This window comes from Stappia sp. (assembly GCF_048261845.1).
Taxonomy (GTDB): Bacteria; Pseudomonadota; Alphaproteobacteria; order Rhizobiales; family Stappiaceae; genus Stappia.
The window spans coordinates 157,241-172,509 of record NZ_JBLXFR010000001.1 but is presented as its reverse complement, the minus strand read 5'-3'; the positions used below and the strand labels follow the sequence as shown (position 1 = coordinate 172,509).

Genomic DNA, 15,269 nt, shown 5'->3' with positions numbered 1-15,269 from the left:
GCACATGGTCGCCAACACGACCCCGAACCGGAACTATCCGCTGCCGGACGCTGCCAACAAGGTGAATGAGGACGTGCAGCGGTTGATCGATGCCTTCGCAGCGATCGACGGCGATGTCGCCGCGCTTCTGGCTGCCCTGGCGACCAAGGCGGCGACGACGCACGGCCACGCGATCGCCGATGTCACCGGCCTTGCCACCGCGCTCGATGGCAAGGCGGCGGTTGCTCACAACCACACGCTGGCCGGCCTGTCGGACGTGTCGATTGCCGGCGCTCCCGTCGGTCGGCCGTTGACGACGCAGGCGGGCGGCACGATCGGCATTGGCGGCGAGCCAGCGCCCAAGGCACACGGTCACCAGATCGGGGATGTCACCGGTCTCGCGGCGGCGCTTGCGGCGTTGCTCCCGCTGGCCGGCGGCGTCCTGACCGGATCGCTGGCCGTCAAGGACACACTGGACGTGCGCGGCGCCGATGGCGGGTTTCGGATCTACCGGATCTCCAACGAGGCGGGCATTCGTCGCTGGGAGTTCGGCACCGACACCGACGGCAACTTCTTCCTCCATCGCTTCGATGCTGCCGGCAACCCTCTGACGCGGGTGTTCAGGGGCAACTACGGAACCGGCTCCCTTGAGATCGGAACGATCGGCACCGAGATCGGCCAGGCGCATGTCATCATCGGCGATGGCGTCCTGGAAGCGCGCTGGCTGCTCAAGACCGGCGGCTACAACCTGACCTTTGCCAAGAACGATGGCACAGCTTTCGTCGACGCCTTCCGGATGGGCGCTGACGGCGAACTGTACAAGGGGGCCGGCACCCACAAGTACCTTCATGAGGGCAACGCGCCGCTGAGGAGGCCGACCTATACCTCTGGCCTCCATCCCATCACGGCAATCGGCAAGATCACGATGGCTCATGGCCTTGGCGAAGCCCCGAAGATCATCCAGACGATGTTGCAATGTGTGACGGCAGAGCACGGCTTCGCGGTCGGCGAAGTGATCTACCTGTCCGGGCCGACTGCCGACGGCGGGTCGGCCTATCAGGGGGCCTCGATCAGGGCAGACGCAACGAACATCCACGTCACCTTTCCCAACACGGCCAACGCCTACTTCGTGACGCGGTCGGACAACGGCAACCCGGTTGGCCTCACCAACGCGAACTGGAACTTCCGGCTGAGGGCCTTCGCATGATCACCAGGTATTTCGTCGACGCCGAGGGCATCTATCTCGGCTCGGTCACCTCCGCGCCGGCCTATCAGGTCCTTGTCCCGCAGCCGCCGGTCCCGGACCCGGAAACCGGCGAGCCCGTCGAGCAGCCCGATCTGGTCGAGACGGTCACTCCCGAACTCGTCCCACCCCCTGGCGGGATCGAAGTTCCGCACCCGCCCGCGGACGGCCGCGCGGTGTGGGATTTCAGCACCGAGGCATGGCAGGAGCCCGCGCCGGTCCTGCCGCCGATCACCGCCCGGCAGTGTCGTCTGATGCTGCTTCAAATCGGCATCACGCCGGCCATGGTCGAGGCCGAGATCGCGGCGATCGCCGACGAGACCGATCGGGCCTGCGCGCAGATCGAATGGGAATACGCCTCAACCTATGACCGCCACCATGCGCTCATCGACCAGATGGCGGCAGTCTTCGAGCTGCCGACGCTCCAGGTCGACACGCTCTGGCTCGCGGCGGCGGATCTTTAAGCTGCGCGTTGCCAAGGGGCGCGGTTTCATGGCAGCGTGAGACCTGTTTGAAACTGTTTTCCTCCTGCCGCCAGCTGACCCCGCGTTCCCCTGACAAGTGACCTGACACTGTCAGGGGCGCGGGCAAAGGCATCCCCCACATAGTGTTGCGCTGACCCTGCAAACGAGGATCAGCGCATGCCCGTCGCCCCCTTCAATCACGGCACCCGTGTCCTGCGGCTCGGCGACGAGCCGCGCCCGATTGCCGTCTCGGACGTTTCCACCCTCGGCGCGCTTGTTACCGCGCCGGACGCCGACAACACGGCCTTTCCGCTGGACGAACCCGTCCATATCTACACCCACGAGACCGAAAAGATCGCGCTGCTCGGGGCGACAGGCACCGCGCTTGACGTGATCAATGCCGTCAAGGCGCAAGGGATCGAAGCTTCCATTGTCATGGTGCGCGTTGCCGAAGGTGTCGACGCGGACGCCACCCGCACCAACATGGTCGGCTCGGCCGCCTCGCAGACCGGCGCGCATGCCTTCGCATATGCCCTCGGTCATGTCGGCGTTGAGCCCGATCTTCTGATCGCGCCGGGCTATGCGGCGACCCGCATCGCCGATGCCAAGAACCCGGTCGCGGATGCCGTCGAGCAGGTGGCGAAGAAGCTGCAGGCGATCGCCATTTTCGACACCGGCGGCCCGACGAAAGACGCGAGCCTTGCCTATCGGGCGGACTTCTCAGACCGCTTCGCCTATCTGGTCGATCCCATGGTCAAGGTCAGTGCCGAAGGCGGGCCGGTGGTCAAGCCGGCCGCGCCGTTTGCGGCGGGCCTCTTCATCAAGCGCGACAAGGAGAAGGGCGGCCCCTACTGGTCGCCGTCCAACCAGGACTGTGGCGGCATTCTCGGCATCGCCCGGCCGGTTTCCTACTATGACGGGGAGATCGACCACGAGGCGAACCTCCTGAACGAGGCCGGCATCGCGACCTTCATACCGGCCCGCCTCGTCCAGGGCGCAGGCGGCGCCTTCGCCGCCAATGGCCGCATCCTGTGGGGCAACCGCACCACGTCGACCGACCCGCTCTGGCAGTTCGTCAATGTCGTCCGTACCCGCGCCCTGATTGAGAAGACGATCTCGCGCTCGTTCCGCTGGGCCAACGACCAGAACCTGTCGCCGCAGCTCGTCATCGCGATCATGCGCTCGCTGCAGCAGTTCCTGGACGAGCTGAAGGCGGTCGGAGCGATCCTCGGCGGCGACGTCTATTGGGACCGGGACGTCAACACCAATGCGGCCTTGCGATCGGGCAAGCTGCGCATCGAATTCGATGCCGAGGAAGCCCCGCCGCTCGAAGACCTCACCTTCGGCTCGCGTCGCAACGAGGTCTATTTCGACCTGCTCGCCGACGAGATCAATCGCCGCATCTCGGTCAGCTTCGAGCGCGTCGGCGAGGCCGCGTAAGTCCGCCCCTTCGAAAGGAGCTTTCCATGTCCCTTCCCATCCTGCGCGGGTTCACGCTGATCGTGAACGACGACATGAACCTTGCTATCCAGATCGAGAGCATGCAGCTGCCCGGCCTCGAGGAGATCACCGAGGATTTCCAGCCGGGCGGCAGCGATCTTCAGATCCAGGTTGCCGGCCTCGGCGTGAAGGCGCTGGAAGCCCCGTTCAAGCTCAAGTCGCATACGCCGGCCGTTGCCGGCCTGTTCGGCGGCGCGCCAGGCATCCGCCGAACCTTCACCGGCAAGAAGTTCATCGTCGACGAACTCGACGGCACGGAGCACGAGCATGCCATCGACATCGCCGGCCGGCTGGTTTCCGTAGCTGAGGAGGAAATGAGCGGCGGCAAGGCGTCCGGCTACGACCACAAGATCGGGTCGATCCTGAACTATTCCTACATGGCCGACGGCAAGGTGCTGCACCGGTTCAACTTCACCCAGGGTGGTTGGGCGGTGCGCAATGGCGTCGCCGTCAACGAAGGCCGGCGCCGCGCCCTGTTCGGCTGATCCACGCCTCCCGTTCTCGTAATCGGACCTGTCCCATGACCACGCCCAAGCTCACCGAGACCATCACCCTGACCGTGCCGGCCGAAGAAGGCGGGGACACCGACCGAAAGTCCCATTCCTCGCTGACGATGCGCCGGCCGCGCGCCCGCCACGTCAAGCGCGTGGTGGCGCTTCTCGGCCCGGACTTCGTCCGCAACCTGATGGCCACTGCCGAAGGTGAGGCGATGGCCCGCGCGGTGGCGGACAAGGACACGATCGCCGAGGCGCTGGCGCTGCTGACCGACCCGCAACGCCTCGACGGGCTGACCGAGATCCTCGCCGACCTGTGCGGCGTGTCACCGGCGGTGATCGACGATCTCGACCCGGTCGACCTGTTCAAGGCGGGCCAGGCGATGTTCGGTTTTTTTCCGGACCTTGGCACCGCGTTTTCGAGCTGATGAGCGATTTGGCGGCTGCCTACCACTGGCAGCCATCGGAACTTGAGGCCCTCGACTGGCAGGAGTTCCTGGCATTCCGCCGTGACCTGCCGCGCGTCCTCAAGGCGCTTGGCCAACTCCCGTAAGCGAGGGCGATCATGGCCGACATGAATGTCTCGCTCCTGATCTCCTTCCTGACAAAGGGCGCGGAGAAGGTTCGCAAGGATGTCGCCGGCATCCGGCAGGGCGCGAAGGATCTGCGCGAGGGGTTTTCCGGCGCGATCCGCCAGGGTTTTTCAACCACCAACATCGACACCGCCCTTGCCAATGCGGAGCAGCGGCTTTCCCGCGCGCGCGGCCGGCTGACCGATGCTCTCGGCATGGCGGTGGCGCTCGCCGCGCCGATCCGCGCGGCCGCGCAGTTCGAGGACGCCTTCGCCGACCTTGAGAAGGTCCTGGACGTCCCGGTGCGCAAGCTTGGCGAGATCCGCAAGGGCCTGCTCGGCATGAGCCGAAACATCGCCATGTCGGCCACGGGTCTGACCACGATCATGGCCGCCGCAGCGCAGGGCGGCATTCCGACCGAACAGCTGGAGCGCTTCACCGCCTTCACCGCGCGTGCCGCCGTCGCCTTCGACATGGCGGCCGAGGAAATCGGCACGCGCTTTGCCAAGCTGCGCAACGTCTATCGGCTGGGTCAGGAAGGGCTTGAGCTGTTTGCCGACGCGGCCAACCACCTGTCCAACAACATGGCTGCGACGGCGGCCGAGATCACGGACTTTGCCAACCGGGCGGCCGGTGCACAGCGAACCCTGAAGCTGACGGCCGTCCAGATGAATGCGGTCGGCGCTGCCATGGTGGCGGCCGGGATCGCGCCGGAGACCGCCGCGCGCGGCGTGTCGGCGCTGGCCAACCGCCTGGCGCAGGGTGGCAACAAGGTAAAAGGCGCGCTGAAGACGGCCGGGCTCACGTACAAGGGCTTCATGGCATCGCTCGATGCGGATGCGCCCGCCGCGCTTCAGGACCTCTTCGAACGTCTTTCGAAGTCACCCGATGGCATGAAGGCGCTGATCGACCTGGTCGGCCAGGACTTTTCCGACGACTTCTCCAAGCTCCTCAACAACCCGGACCTCCTGGCACAGGCCTTCCGGCTCGTGGCGGAGGAAGCCGACTACGCCGGATCGGCGACCGAGGAATACAACAAGCGGGCGCAGACTACGCTCAACCGGTTCGCGCTCTTCATGAACCAGATCGCCAGCCTCGCCATCATGCTCGGTGATGTCCTGTTGCCCACCATCAATGAACTGATGGAGACAACAAGCGGCCTCGTCGCCCAGTTTGCAGCCTTCGCCGAGGCCAATCCGGAACTCACTGCGCAACTGGTGGAAGGCGCCGCCGCGCTCCTTGCCTTCGGCGTGGCAAGCCGCGTGGTTTCCTACGCCTACGCCTTGATGGCCGGCCCCTTGATCCGGCTGACCTCGCTGTTCTGGCGCTTCAGTGCCAGCGGCCGGAACATCTCGCTTGTCGCACGCGCCTTGCGCGGACTGCGGGCAGCGAGCGGCGGCCTTGGCCGTGCCGCCGCGTCCGTCGGGTTGTTCCTTGCGTCCTTCGGTCCGAAGCGGTTGAAGTCTGCGATCGCCGGTCTGTCGATGCTCTCCACTGTGCTGCGCGGGAGCATGCTGACCGGAGCGTTCGCCGGACTGAAGACGGCCGCCACCGCCGCCCTTTCGGCAATCGCGGCGGCCGGCTGGCCGGTGACCGTGGTGCTTGCGGCGATCGCCGCCGCAGCCTTCGCTGTCTGGAAATACTGGGATCGGCTGAAAGCGGCGGTAGGCGGCTTCTTCGAAGGGCTGGCCTCGGCCTTCGCGCCGGAGATCGAGGCGGTCAAACAGGCATGGTCCGGCTTTGTTGACAGCGTTGCGGCACGGGCCGGCGAGATCGCCGCTTCTCTCGGCATCAACGTCGATGCGGTGCGAGACGCCCTTGCCCGCATGTTCGACGTCTCCGGTATCCTCGCCGGCCTCAACCAAGCCAAGGACGCCGTCGCCGACTTCTTCGCCAGCTTCTTCACGGCCGAGCAGCTGAGCGGTGCCGAGGCGGGCGAGATCTCGGTCGCCGGCCGCCGCATCGGCGAGCGTATCGGCAATGCCATTCGCGACACGCTGCGCGCCTTCACGGGTTTCGGCGCCGCGATCGTCGAGGCGATTATTTCAGGTCTCGAAGGCGCGTGGGGAACCCTGACCGCGTGGTTCGAGGCCAAGGTGGCGGCCCTCAAGGGGCTGCTGGATTTCGATTTCCTGACGTTCGGAGGGGGTGACGAGCGCCAGTCCAACTACAACGACTTGCGCAATGAATTGGGGATGAACGCCGCGACGGCTAACGCGGGCTCGCCCTTCCCATCCTCAGGCAACGACAATTCCATCCTGCCGCTGGAGAGCTATGCGCGGGAACGCGGTCTCGTTGACGCGCCCAAGGTTGAACAGAAGATCAAGGCGGAGGTCATCGACAAGCGTCCGCCGCAGGTCACCGTCAACGTCTCGCAGTCCATCACCGGCGTGACCGATCCGGTCGCCGCCGCCAATGCCGCCAATCGCGGCATCACCGATGCGGTGCGCCGCGCCAAGACCGGCGCCATGCACGGGGGAACCGAGTAGTGGCCGTTCCGCTGCTGGCGCTGGGGCCGCATGTCTTCGAGATCGCCCCGCTCAACTTCCAGGCGCTCGACCGCCAGACCGAGGCGATGTGGCCGGCCGTGCCGCGCTTCGGCAATGCACCCGGCCGCCAGTTCACCGGCTATGGCGAGAACCCGGTGACGATCTCCGGCCTCCTTTATCCCGAGGAGTTCGGCGGCCGAAACGAGTTCGAGGCAATCCGCGCCACGCAGGCCGCCGCGCTGCCGGTGATGATGGTCGGCTGGGCGGCCGCCGGCACCGCCGGCCGCGTCTTCGGCAAGGTGGTCATCCTGTCGGTCTCCGATACGCAGTCGATCATCTCGGCAAGCGGCCAGGGTCGACGTCTCGAGTACACGGTCGACGTCGCCCCGCACGGCGACAGCGCCGGCGGCAACCTGGGGATCTTCCGATGACCGAGACGACCCTGCCAGCCGCAAAGATCCGCGTGACACGCGAGGATGCGAGCCTTGAACAGCTTTGCTTCGAATATGCGCTGGAGATCCTCGGCAATGCCGGCAAGGCCGCTCGCCTTGCCGGTTATGTCGAAGCGGCCATCGAGGCCAACCGGGGCATAGCTGCAGAGGGTCTTGTCCTGCCACTCGGCACCGAAGTGAACCTGCCCGAGTGGCGTGTTTCGAACCAGGTGGAGCAGACGAGGCTTTGGGACTGATGCGCGATCGCCCGTTTATAGAGGTCATGGTCGACGGCCAGCCGGTTGCGGGCGTCTTCTACTCGCGTCTTGTCTCCGCCACCTTGAGCGATGCGACGGGCCAGGACGCGGACACATGCGAGCTGACGCTTGACGATGCCGGCAACACATTGGCGGCGCCACGCGAGGGCGCGAAGCTGCTCGTGCGGTTCGGCTATCGCGACGTCGGTGCCTGGGTCATGGGCCTCTACACAGTTGAACGCATCGCCTTCGAAGGCGGGCCGCAAGGTGAGACCATGACCGTCTCCGGCCGATCGGCCGACATGCGCTCCGACCTGAAGGAACCACTGTCCGAGCACTTCGACGACGAGACGGTCGGCGGCGTGATCCAGCAGCTTGCCGCCCGTCACGGGCTTCAGGCACAGGTGAGCCCGGAGCTTGCCAGTGAGCCGCTGCCCTATATCGCGCGCATCGATCAGTCGGCGCTCGACTTCGGGACACGGATCGCCGACCGCTTCGGCGGGCTCTTCTCGGTCAAGGGCGGCAAGATGGTGCTGGTCAAGCGCGGCTCCGGCTCGGCCTCCGGCAAGGCACTGCCGGCGCTCACCATCGATCGTTCGCAGGTGAGCGAGTGGCAGATCGAGGGCGACCCGCGTCCGCGCTACGGTGCGACCTCTGCCAAATGGTACGACCGCAAGACGGGCAAGGTCGAGATCGAGAAGGCAGAGACCGGCCAGAAGGGACCGGATCGCCGGCTGCGCCATGTTCTGTCATCGCAGGACGAAGCGAAGACGGCAGCCTCGGCCGAGGGCGAGCGGCTGTCCAGGGCGACCGGGTCGGGTTCCCTCACGCTTGCCGGCCTGCCGGAAGCGCAGGCCGAGGCGGACGTCGTGCTGACCGGCTTCCGCGCCGAGATCAACGGCCGTTGGCGCGCCGCCAGTGTCGAGCACCGCTTCGACAGCACCTACACCACCACCATTGAACTGGAGGCACCCGAAGGAGGGAAGAAGGACTAGGACTGCCCCGCACTCGTGCAATCGCTGGCGAGGAGCGGGGAGCCCGGAATGCGACTTCCGGACCGTGGGGACCCAACGCCAATCGAACCCCCACACGCTGCAAGCAACCTCAACAGCGACCCCGCCGCTTCTGCTGACCGGATCACGATCGGCAGCGGGGTTGATCTATCTGAGGTAGAGAGTGGAGTCCATCCGATGCGCGAGCTGCCGCCGTCTCTTGATGAAGGCCGCCCGAAACGCGATATCCGACGTGATTGAAATCAAGTGCCCGCGATGCGGGACGATCAATGCCTTGAGGCCTGCCGAGCCCACACCCGAGCGCCAGCCGAGCGACCCCGTCACGACTGTTTGAATGGTCTTCAAAGGCCGAACCAGTGAGCGCCACCCGAGCGTCCCCTCAATTCAGGAGATGCCCGGTGTGGCTATTCATCCCAATGACCGTTGCCGGCAGGACCGGCTCGGTGGCAACCTGCAGGGACTTGCACTCTGCGCAGGAGTTGGCGGACTGGAGCTCGGCCTCCATGTCGCAGAACCCGGATATCGAACTGTGTGTTACGTCGAGCGGGAAGCTTTTGCGGCGGCCTGCCTCGTGGCGCGGATGGCGGACGCGGCCCTGGATCAGGCTCCTGTCTGGGACGACGTGGCGACCTTCGACGGCAGGCCATGGCGTGGCAAGGTTCATCTCGTCTCTGGCGGATATCCATGCCAGCCATTCAGTTGTGCGGGCCAACGCAGAGGAAAAGACGACCCGAGGCACCTTTGGCCGCACATCCGCCGGATCGTCGCGGAAGTTGACCCGGAGTGGTGCTTCTTCGAGAACGTCGAAGGGCATCTCGATCTGGGAGCCGCCGACGTCTTCCAGGACCTTCAAGGCATGGGCTACGCAGTTAAAGCGGGACTGTTTTCAGCGCTTGAAGTCGGTGCATCCCACCTACGGCGCCGGCTCTTCATTCTGGCCCACGCCGACAAAGTCCCTCTACTGCAACCGGACGGAGATCGAGCTGTCGGATGCCGGCATGCGCCTTCGGAACGATCCATCGCAGACGGGTTCCCAAATCGCTCTGGGGAACGCCACTCGGCAATGGACGCAGACCTGGCTGCTCATTCGTGCCTGGAACGCCCGGCCGAAGGGGCGACCGAGCTTCCGCTCTTCGCGCCCGCTCCATTTGAGCTTGATGTTTGGACACAGGTCCTCGACAGGAGACCTGACCTTCAACCCGAGCTTTTCGGATTGGATCATGGGGTGGCCGATCGGTTGGACAGAACCGATGCGGCCGGCAACGGAGTGGTCAGCCTGGCTGCTGCGTATGCGTGGAGAACTCTCAAAACTGCCCACCTCAATTCGTGGCGGTGACCAAGTCGCTTGACGAAAGGTTCGAAGGCACTGTGAAGCGCCTTCGATCCTCCTGCAGGGTTGATGGCTCGCACCGCTGCGTGCACTGTGACGCCATTGCAAGCGACGTGCGGCTCAGCTGAGGATTGCAGACAATGAATTGCCGAACCTGGACCACATCCGTTCTGGCCAGCCTCCTGATCACATGGCCCGCATCGGCGATGCCCGATGCCTCGACGATGAAGCGACTGGAGACGGTGGCCTTCTATCTGGGGGCGGCAGACCATTGTCGGATCAAGATCGAGACACCGCGTCTGGAGGCCTACCTCAACCAGAGCAACGCGCTCGATGCAGTCACATGGGGAGCCATCACTCGCGAGGCACGGAAAGGGGCAATCATCCAACACCAGCCAGGCAGCGATCACTGCACCCAAACCGAGCGCCTACTGCGTGCAGAGGGTATCATCGACTAGGCGTGCCCGGCGACGCCTGAGCACCCGTTTGCGCGGCGATTTCTGTTGCCATTTGATCTTGCGCGCCGTGCCATTTGATTTTGCGCGCTACAGATGAGCATCCCAGCTGAATTGCGCGACGCGCTCGGCAAGCGTGAGCTTTTGAAAGCCTTGGGGGGTGATCGCCAGGTCGCACTTCGCGCGTTGCTGCGCTGGAGCTATCACGTGAGCGTCCCGCCCGTCGGTTGCTCATGATGCTGAGGAAGGCGAATAGCCCTGAATCTTGTGGACGCCCTCGGGTTGCATTTCCTGCTGCCGTTCGAACTCGACGGGTGACAGCATCCCGTTCCTGACGTGCTTGCGCTTCGGGTTGTAGGAAATTTCGATGTAGTCGAACACGTACTGCCTTGCTTCCTCGCGTGTTCGGTAGGTCCTGATCCGTATCCGCTCGCGCTTGAGAGGATTGAATAAGCTTTCCGCCAGTGCGTTTTGCAAGTTTTCGGGTTTCCTCCGAAATATATATCAAAGAGATCTTGTATCGTTGCAACCGGAGAGCGGAAATACATGCTGGTGCCAGCGGTTGCTTCTGAGTGCGGGAGGGGAGGCTCCCATCGGCGCGTGTGGCATTACGCCGGTCGAAGTGGATCGCCTAAAAGCGGAATGCCCTCAGAAATTGCTCCCCGCGACCAATCGTACTATGGTTCGCGCTCTGCGTGCTACCTTGCGCTCGAACACCTTGAATGATGAAAGTTTGGCTATCTGCCTGAAGAATAGTGATCTGGTGTGACGACATCGCCTTTCCTTTCCAGTTTGGCCCCCTCGATCCCGCTCTTCGGCAGCTATTTTCCGGCGTGGCTGGTGTGCCTGTTCGCTGCCATTGTTCTGACACTCATGACGCGGGCTCTGCTCGTTGTGACGGGAATTGATGATATTTTGCGCTGGCGGGTGCCCGTCTACATGAGCATGAGCCTCGCTTTCACCTATCTGTCTCTGATGGTATTCTTTGGCCGCTGAACCATGCCTCTACCAATAAGTTCAGGACGTCTCACCGCTCTTGGGGGTGTGGCAATCAGTTTCCTGGTCATCGCGACAGCGGTAGTTTTAGCCTATCGCAGTCATTTGGTTTCCCAAGCGAATCCTCTGTCGGACGATGCCTCCGTGTTTGCCAGCGTTACAAGGATGGCAACCGGTGCCGGTGGTCGGGTGAAGAGTGTTTCCGTCCGGGAAAACGCCTTTGTCCGGAAGGGAGCTCTCCTTCTCGAACTCGATGATACCGCCTACCGGCTGGCGGTCGAGCAGGCTCGCGCCGACCTTGAATTGGCCGAAGCCGCAGCCAGCGACAAGTCTCGTAATATCCAGGCAGAACTCGCCAACGCGGATATTGCGGCCGAACAGGTCGAACGGGCCCGATCGAACTTGGATTTGGCCTCGCAGTCGCTCGAACGGCTACGGCCCATGGCCGAGAAGGGCTATGTTTCCGCGCAGCAACTGGATGATGCTCGTACTCTGAAGCGCGATGCGGAGGTAAGTCTCAGAGAAGCCCTTCGTCAACAGGATGCGGCACAGGCGCTGGTCGGAGATGAGTTGGGAGCGGGGGCCCTTGTGCGAGCGCGCCGCGCGGCGCTGGCAATTGCGGAACACGAGTTGGCCGGAACGCGGCTGTTTGCACCGAACGATGGCCATGTCGTTGGATTGACGACTTCAACGGGCGACTACGTGCTGCCGGCGCAGCCTCTCTTTACCCTCATTCAGAGCGATGTTTGGTACGTCAATGCGAACTACACCGAGACTGTTATCCCAGGTATTTCAGTAGGCGACTGCGCTAGCGTCCATGTTCTGGCGAACCGCAAGGTCGCGATCAAGGGTGTGGTCGAGAGTGTTGGCTGGGGCATCAGGTCAAAGGACCTGATCAATGTTCCGGTCTCTCTGCCAATCGTGCCGAAATCGCTCGAATGGGTTCGGGTTCAGCAACGTTTCCCGGTCCGGATTCGCCTTGATGATCCACCTGCAGAACTGATGCGCGTGGGCGCCTCGGCCGTCGCGACCATTCATCTCGACGATGCCTGCTAGCGGGCCGCTCTCCAGCCTTGTCGTGCAGGCTTGGCACGACCTGCAGCCATTCGATGGGCGGTTTGCGCAGACCTGGCGCGTTGCGTTGCTGTGCGCGCTGGTAACAGGGGTCGCGATGACCTACCGGATTCCCGAGCCGGCGATCAGCTGCTATCTGATCATTTTCCTCATGAAGCGCGACGCAGTGATGAACTGTCTGCTCGGCATCGGTCTGATCGCTCTCGCCTCGATGGTGGTGTTGGTGATGATCCCGATCATCAACCTGAGTATTGACAGCGCCGCCACCCGACTGGCGATCATGTTCTTCACCTCATACGTCTTTCTGTTTCTCAGTTCGACCACCCCACTGGGCGAGCAAGCGGCAATCGTGGGATTGATTGTCGCTTTCATCATGACGCTCGTTACCGACGTTCCGATTGGGCAGATTGGAGATCAGGGTCTCCTCGCGGCATGGAAGATGGCCTGCATGCCGATGGCGCTCATGATCCTGTTCAATCTTTGTGTGGGAACGCCGTCGCAGGTTCTTGTGCGCAACCGGATCGTCGAGCGCCTGCGGGCGTCGGCGGAGGCGGTGGAACACGGCGGGGAAAGCGCAAGACTCATCGAGCTTTTGGCCGAGGGCAACGACGAGTCGCTGAAGCAGATGCTGCTTGTGCGGCTTCTCCACCTTGTCCCGCGCGCCGAGTCCCTCTGGCTGAGCGGCGCCGTCGAGACCAGCTATCGGATCGCGCTGGCGGCTCAGGCCCCTGACGATACCATCCTTCCGGACCGGCGGGCGATGCTCGCCGTCCAGTTGCGGGAGGTCGCAGATCTGGTCTCGGCGAGGGAAGTTCCGGTTTTCGCCTTCCCGCAGGAAACGGAACCGCAGTCATCAACACCTGCTGATGATGCGCTGCGCGCGGCGCTGAAAAACCTTGCCCGTCCCGATGCCGGCGCCAGTCCCAAGCCGGAGCCCGTGCCGCTGCTTGCTGCGGATGCCTTTTCAGCGCCGAGGCATCAGCTCTACGCGCTCAAGACCTCGATCGCTGCTGTCATATGCTACCTGATCTATACCGGCATCGACTGGAACGGCATCCATACGGCCATGATTACCTGCTACGTCGCCGCGCTTGGCACGATCGGGGAAACCGTCCGCAAGCTGACGCTTCGGATTGCGGGGTGCCTCGTGGGTGCGGTCATGGGAGTAGCGGCTTTGCTGCTTGTGATGCCACATCTCACAGATGTGGGCGGGCTGATGATCCTCGTCTTCATCGCTGTTCTCATTGCAGGGTGGGTCTCATCCGGCAACGAGCGCATTTCCTATGCCGGAGTTCAGATCGCATTGGCTTTCCTGCTGACAACGCTGAACGGGTTCGGTCCCAGTTTCGAGTTCTCCCAAGCCAGCGACCGCATCCTTGGCATTCTTCTGGGGATCTTCGTGATCTTCGTCATTTTCACCCAGTTCTGGCCCGTGAGCGTCGTGAACGGCTTGCGCTTGCGGCTCCTGGTGAGCGCGAACGCCCTTGCGGACCTCACCAGGCAGACCCCGGATGCCCGTATGGTCGACGTTGCAGCCTCATCAAAGATCCTCTCGAGCCTTGAGGAGACCGGCAACCTTCTGAGCATGGCATATTTCGAGCCACGCCGGCAGCGGGCCAGCGACGGGCAACTCCTCCAGCTCGCGTCGATCCGCGGAAGACTTGAAGGGCTTCATCGTCATATACGCTTCCAGAAGCAAATTCATGAAAACGTTACCGAAAGACTGGATGAGATTCGTCGCGAACTCGAAGCACAGTTCGTGAGTACGCCTGGACCTGCTCTGGTCACCCGGCGAACGTAGTCTAGAAGAGGAACTCCGAGCATGTGCACGTCACTCGTCTACCGCGATGCCGCCGGCAAGGCATACTTCGGGAGGACCCTGGAGTTGACCTCCGACTTGCCCTATCAGCTCGCCTACTGCCCGGCCGGACAGTTCTTCTCCTCACATCTGGAGGGCCACGCGCCGCTGGATTATGAGAGCCGGCATGCGTTTCTGGCTGTGACGATGCCGGGGCGGATGCCAACGCGCGAGGCGCCGCTCGGGCTGTCCGACTTCAAGGTCCTGGAGGGACTGAACGACCAGGGCCTGACCTTCAGTCTGCTGTCCTATCCGGCCGCTGGTGGACCGCAGCAAGCGGTCGCCGCGACACAGGCCGTGCTCTCTGCCTCCGATCTCGGCTCATGGGCACTTGGCCGCTTCGCAAGCGTGGGGGAGGTGAAAGCCGCGCTTCAGGCGCAACCCGTTCTGCTTGAGGCGCTCACTCTGCTTGGCGGGGTAGAGTCCCCTTTTCACTACGTAGTTCATGATGTCGGGGGCGCATCGCTTGTAATCGAATTCAACAAAGGTGAAATGTCGCTTTACGACAACCCGGTCGGAGTGATGACGAACGGGCCGGAGTTTCCCTGGCACCTCACCAACCTCGACAATTACACGTTCCTGACCAATGTGGATGCCTCCAGCGCCACCTTCGGCAGCTACAGGGCGGTTCAGCCGGATTCGGGGATCGCGACGGTCGGTCTGCCTTCTTCCAGCACTTCGGTCGGCCGCTTCGTGCGCGCGGCTTACTATGCACAGTTCACGGAAAAGGCTGCGACGCCCGACATGGCGGTGCTGACGCTCGCGCATGTGATGAACGCCTTCGATAGGCCGCGAGGGGTGTCCGTCGCCCGTGCAGACGCTGATGGCGGTCATCTGGAAGTCGCCGGTCTGCCTGGGCCGGAAAGCAAGGGGCCTGCCACCGAATACACCTGCTGGACCAACCTGTCGGACCTCGAGCGCAGGCGCTTCCATCTTCGCACCTACCGGAGTCTGAATTACGCAAGCTTCGATCTCGACGGCCTTTCGAGTGTCGGCGCACCGCTGATCCTGCCCCTCGATCGGCTTGACAGCCTTTCGGGCGATGCAACCGACCTCCTGAAACAGGCAAAACGCACCTGACCTCCGCTCACCCTACTTGACCTCTACGCACGCG

Annotated in this window: 17 protein-coding genes and 1 pseudogene; 17 read left to right on the top strand and 1 reads right to left on the bottom strand. The window is 63.6% G+C overall.

Annotated features, from left to right (window positions below):
- Positions 1 to 4 precede the first annotated feature (4 nt).
- From ACN0T5_RS00835 to ACN0T5_RS00775, 13 genes are all read left to right on the top strand, one after another.
- Complete coding sequence (locus ACN0T5_RS00835; RefSeq protein ID WP_417766717.1) at positions 5 to 1,186, top strand: hypothetical protein; 1,182 nt, start codon at positions 5 to 7, stop codon at positions 1,184 to 1,186.
- Positions 1,183 to 1,686, top strand: coding sequence for a hypothetical protein (locus ACN0T5_RS00830; protein ID WP_417766716.1), 504 nt, complete (start codon positions 1,183 to 1,185; stop codon positions 1,684 to 1,686). Before ACN0T5_RS00835 ends, ACN0T5_RS00830 begins: the two co-directional genes overlap by 4 nt.
- A gap of 177 nt (positions 1,687 to 1,863) precedes the next feature.
- Positions 1,864 to 3,126, top strand: coding sequence for a phage tail sheath C-terminal domain-containing protein (locus tag ACN0T5_RS00825; protein WP_417766715.1), 1,263 nt, complete (start codon positions 1,864 to 1,866; stop codon positions 3,124 to 3,126).
- Positions 3,127 to 3,152: 26 nt separating this feature from the next.
- Positions 3,153 to 3,671 (top strand): phage major tail tube protein, encoded by a 519-nt coding sequence (locus ACN0T5_RS00820; protein ID WP_417766714.1) that lies wholly within the window; start codon positions 3,153 to 3,155, stop codon positions 3,669 to 3,671.
- Positions 3,672 to 3,706: 35 nt separating this feature from the next.
- Positions 3,707 to 4,108: a phage tail assembly protein gene (locus tag ACN0T5_RS00815; RefSeq protein ID WP_417766713.1), complete on the top strand. Its 402-nt coding sequence runs from the start codon at positions 3,707 to 3,709 to the stop codon at positions 4,106 to 4,108.
- Positions 4,108 to 4,233: a hypothetical protein gene (locus ACN0T5_RS00810; RefSeq protein ID WP_417766712.1), complete on the top strand. Its 126-nt coding sequence runs from the start codon at positions 4,108 to 4,110 to the stop codon at positions 4,231 to 4,233. The genes ACN0T5_RS00815 and ACN0T5_RS00810 overlap by 1 nt, the downstream gene beginning before the upstream one ends.
- Positions 4,234 to 4,245: 12 nt before the next feature.
- Complete coding sequence (locus ACN0T5_RS00805) at positions 4,246 to 6,741, top strand: phage tail tape measure protein (protein ID WP_417766711.1); 2,496 nt, start codon at positions 4,246 to 4,248, stop codon at positions 6,739 to 6,741.
- Positions 6,741 to 7,172 carry a phage tail protein gene (locus ACN0T5_RS00800; protein WP_417766710.1) on the top strand — a complete coding sequence of 144 codons (432 nt, stop codon included), beginning with the start codon at positions 6,741 to 6,743 and terminating at the stop codon, positions 7,170 to 7,172. The genes ACN0T5_RS00805 and ACN0T5_RS00800 overlap by 1 nt, the downstream gene beginning before the upstream one ends.
- Positions 7,169 to 7,429 carry a tail protein X gene (locus tag ACN0T5_RS00795; RefSeq protein WP_417766709.1) on the top strand — a complete coding sequence of 87 codons (261 nt, stop codon included), beginning with the start codon at positions 7,169 to 7,171 and terminating at the stop codon, positions 7,427 to 7,429. Before ACN0T5_RS00800 ends, ACN0T5_RS00795 begins: the two co-directional genes overlap by 4 nt.
- Complete coding sequence (locus ACN0T5_RS00790; RefSeq protein ID WP_417766708.1) at positions 7,429 to 8,424, top strand: phage late control D family protein; 996 nt, start codon at positions 7,429 to 7,431, stop codon at positions 8,422 to 8,424. Before ACN0T5_RS00795 ends, ACN0T5_RS00790 begins: the two co-directional genes overlap by 1 nt.
- Before the next feature lie 181 nt (positions 8,425 to 8,605).
- On the top strand, positions 8,606 to 8,776 hold the full coding sequence (locus tag ACN0T5_RS00785) for a Com family DNA-binding transcriptional regulator (protein WP_417766707.1): 171 nt from the start codon (positions 8,606 to 8,608) through the stop codon (positions 8,774 to 8,776).
- Positions 8,777 to 9,778, top strand: a complete 1,002-nt coding sequence (locus ACN0T5_RS00780; protein WP_417766706.1) for a DNA cytosine methyltransferase — start codon at positions 8,777 to 8,779, stop codon at positions 9,776 to 9,778. It begins immediately after the preceding gene.
- Between the two features lie 134 nt (positions 9,779 to 9,912).
- On the top strand, positions 9,913 to 10,230 hold the full coding sequence (locus tag ACN0T5_RS00775; protein ID WP_417766705.1) for a hypothetical protein: 318 nt from the start codon (positions 9,913 to 9,915) through the stop codon (positions 10,228 to 10,230).
- Between the two features lie 228 nt (positions 10,231 to 10,458).
- On the opposite strand, the pseudogene ACN0T5_RS00770 reads toward ACN0T5_RS00775, so the two are convergent.
- A pseudogene (locus ACN0T5_RS00770) lies at positions 10,459 to 10,698 on the bottom strand (IS3 family transposase); the annotation flags it as partial.
- A gap of 294 nt (positions 10,699 to 10,992) precedes the next feature.
- Between ACN0T5_RS00770 and ACN0T5_RS00765 the strand changes: the two are divergent.
- From ACN0T5_RS00765 to ACN0T5_RS00750, 4 genes are all read left to right on the top strand, one after another.
- Positions 10,993 to 11,223 (top strand): YtcA family lipoprotein, encoded by a 231-nt coding sequence (locus tag ACN0T5_RS00765; protein ID WP_417766704.1) that lies wholly within the window; start codon positions 10,993 to 10,995, stop codon positions 11,221 to 11,223.
- A 48-nt stretch (positions 11,224 to 11,271) separates the two neighbouring features.
- A complete protein-coding gene (gene mdtN, locus ACN0T5_RS00760) occupies positions 11,272 to 12,279 on the top strand; it encodes a multidrug transporter subunit MdtN (protein WP_417766703.1) in 1,008 nt (335 codons plus the stop codon).
- 115 nt (positions 12,280 to 12,394) lie between these two features.
- Positions 12,395 to 14,098, top strand: coding sequence for an FUSC family protein (locus ACN0T5_RS00755; RefSeq protein WP_417766702.1), 1,704 nt, complete (start codon positions 12,395 to 12,397; stop codon positions 14,096 to 14,098).
- Between the two features lie 21 nt (positions 14,099 to 14,119).
- The gene (locus ACN0T5_RS00750) at positions 14,120 to 15,235 is read left to right on the top strand and encodes a linear amide C-N hydrolase (protein WP_417766701.1); all 1,116 of its coding nucleotides are present in this window, start codon (positions 14,120 to 14,122) and stop codon (positions 15,233 to 15,235) included.
- Positions 15,236 to 15,269: the final 34 nt, after the last annotated feature.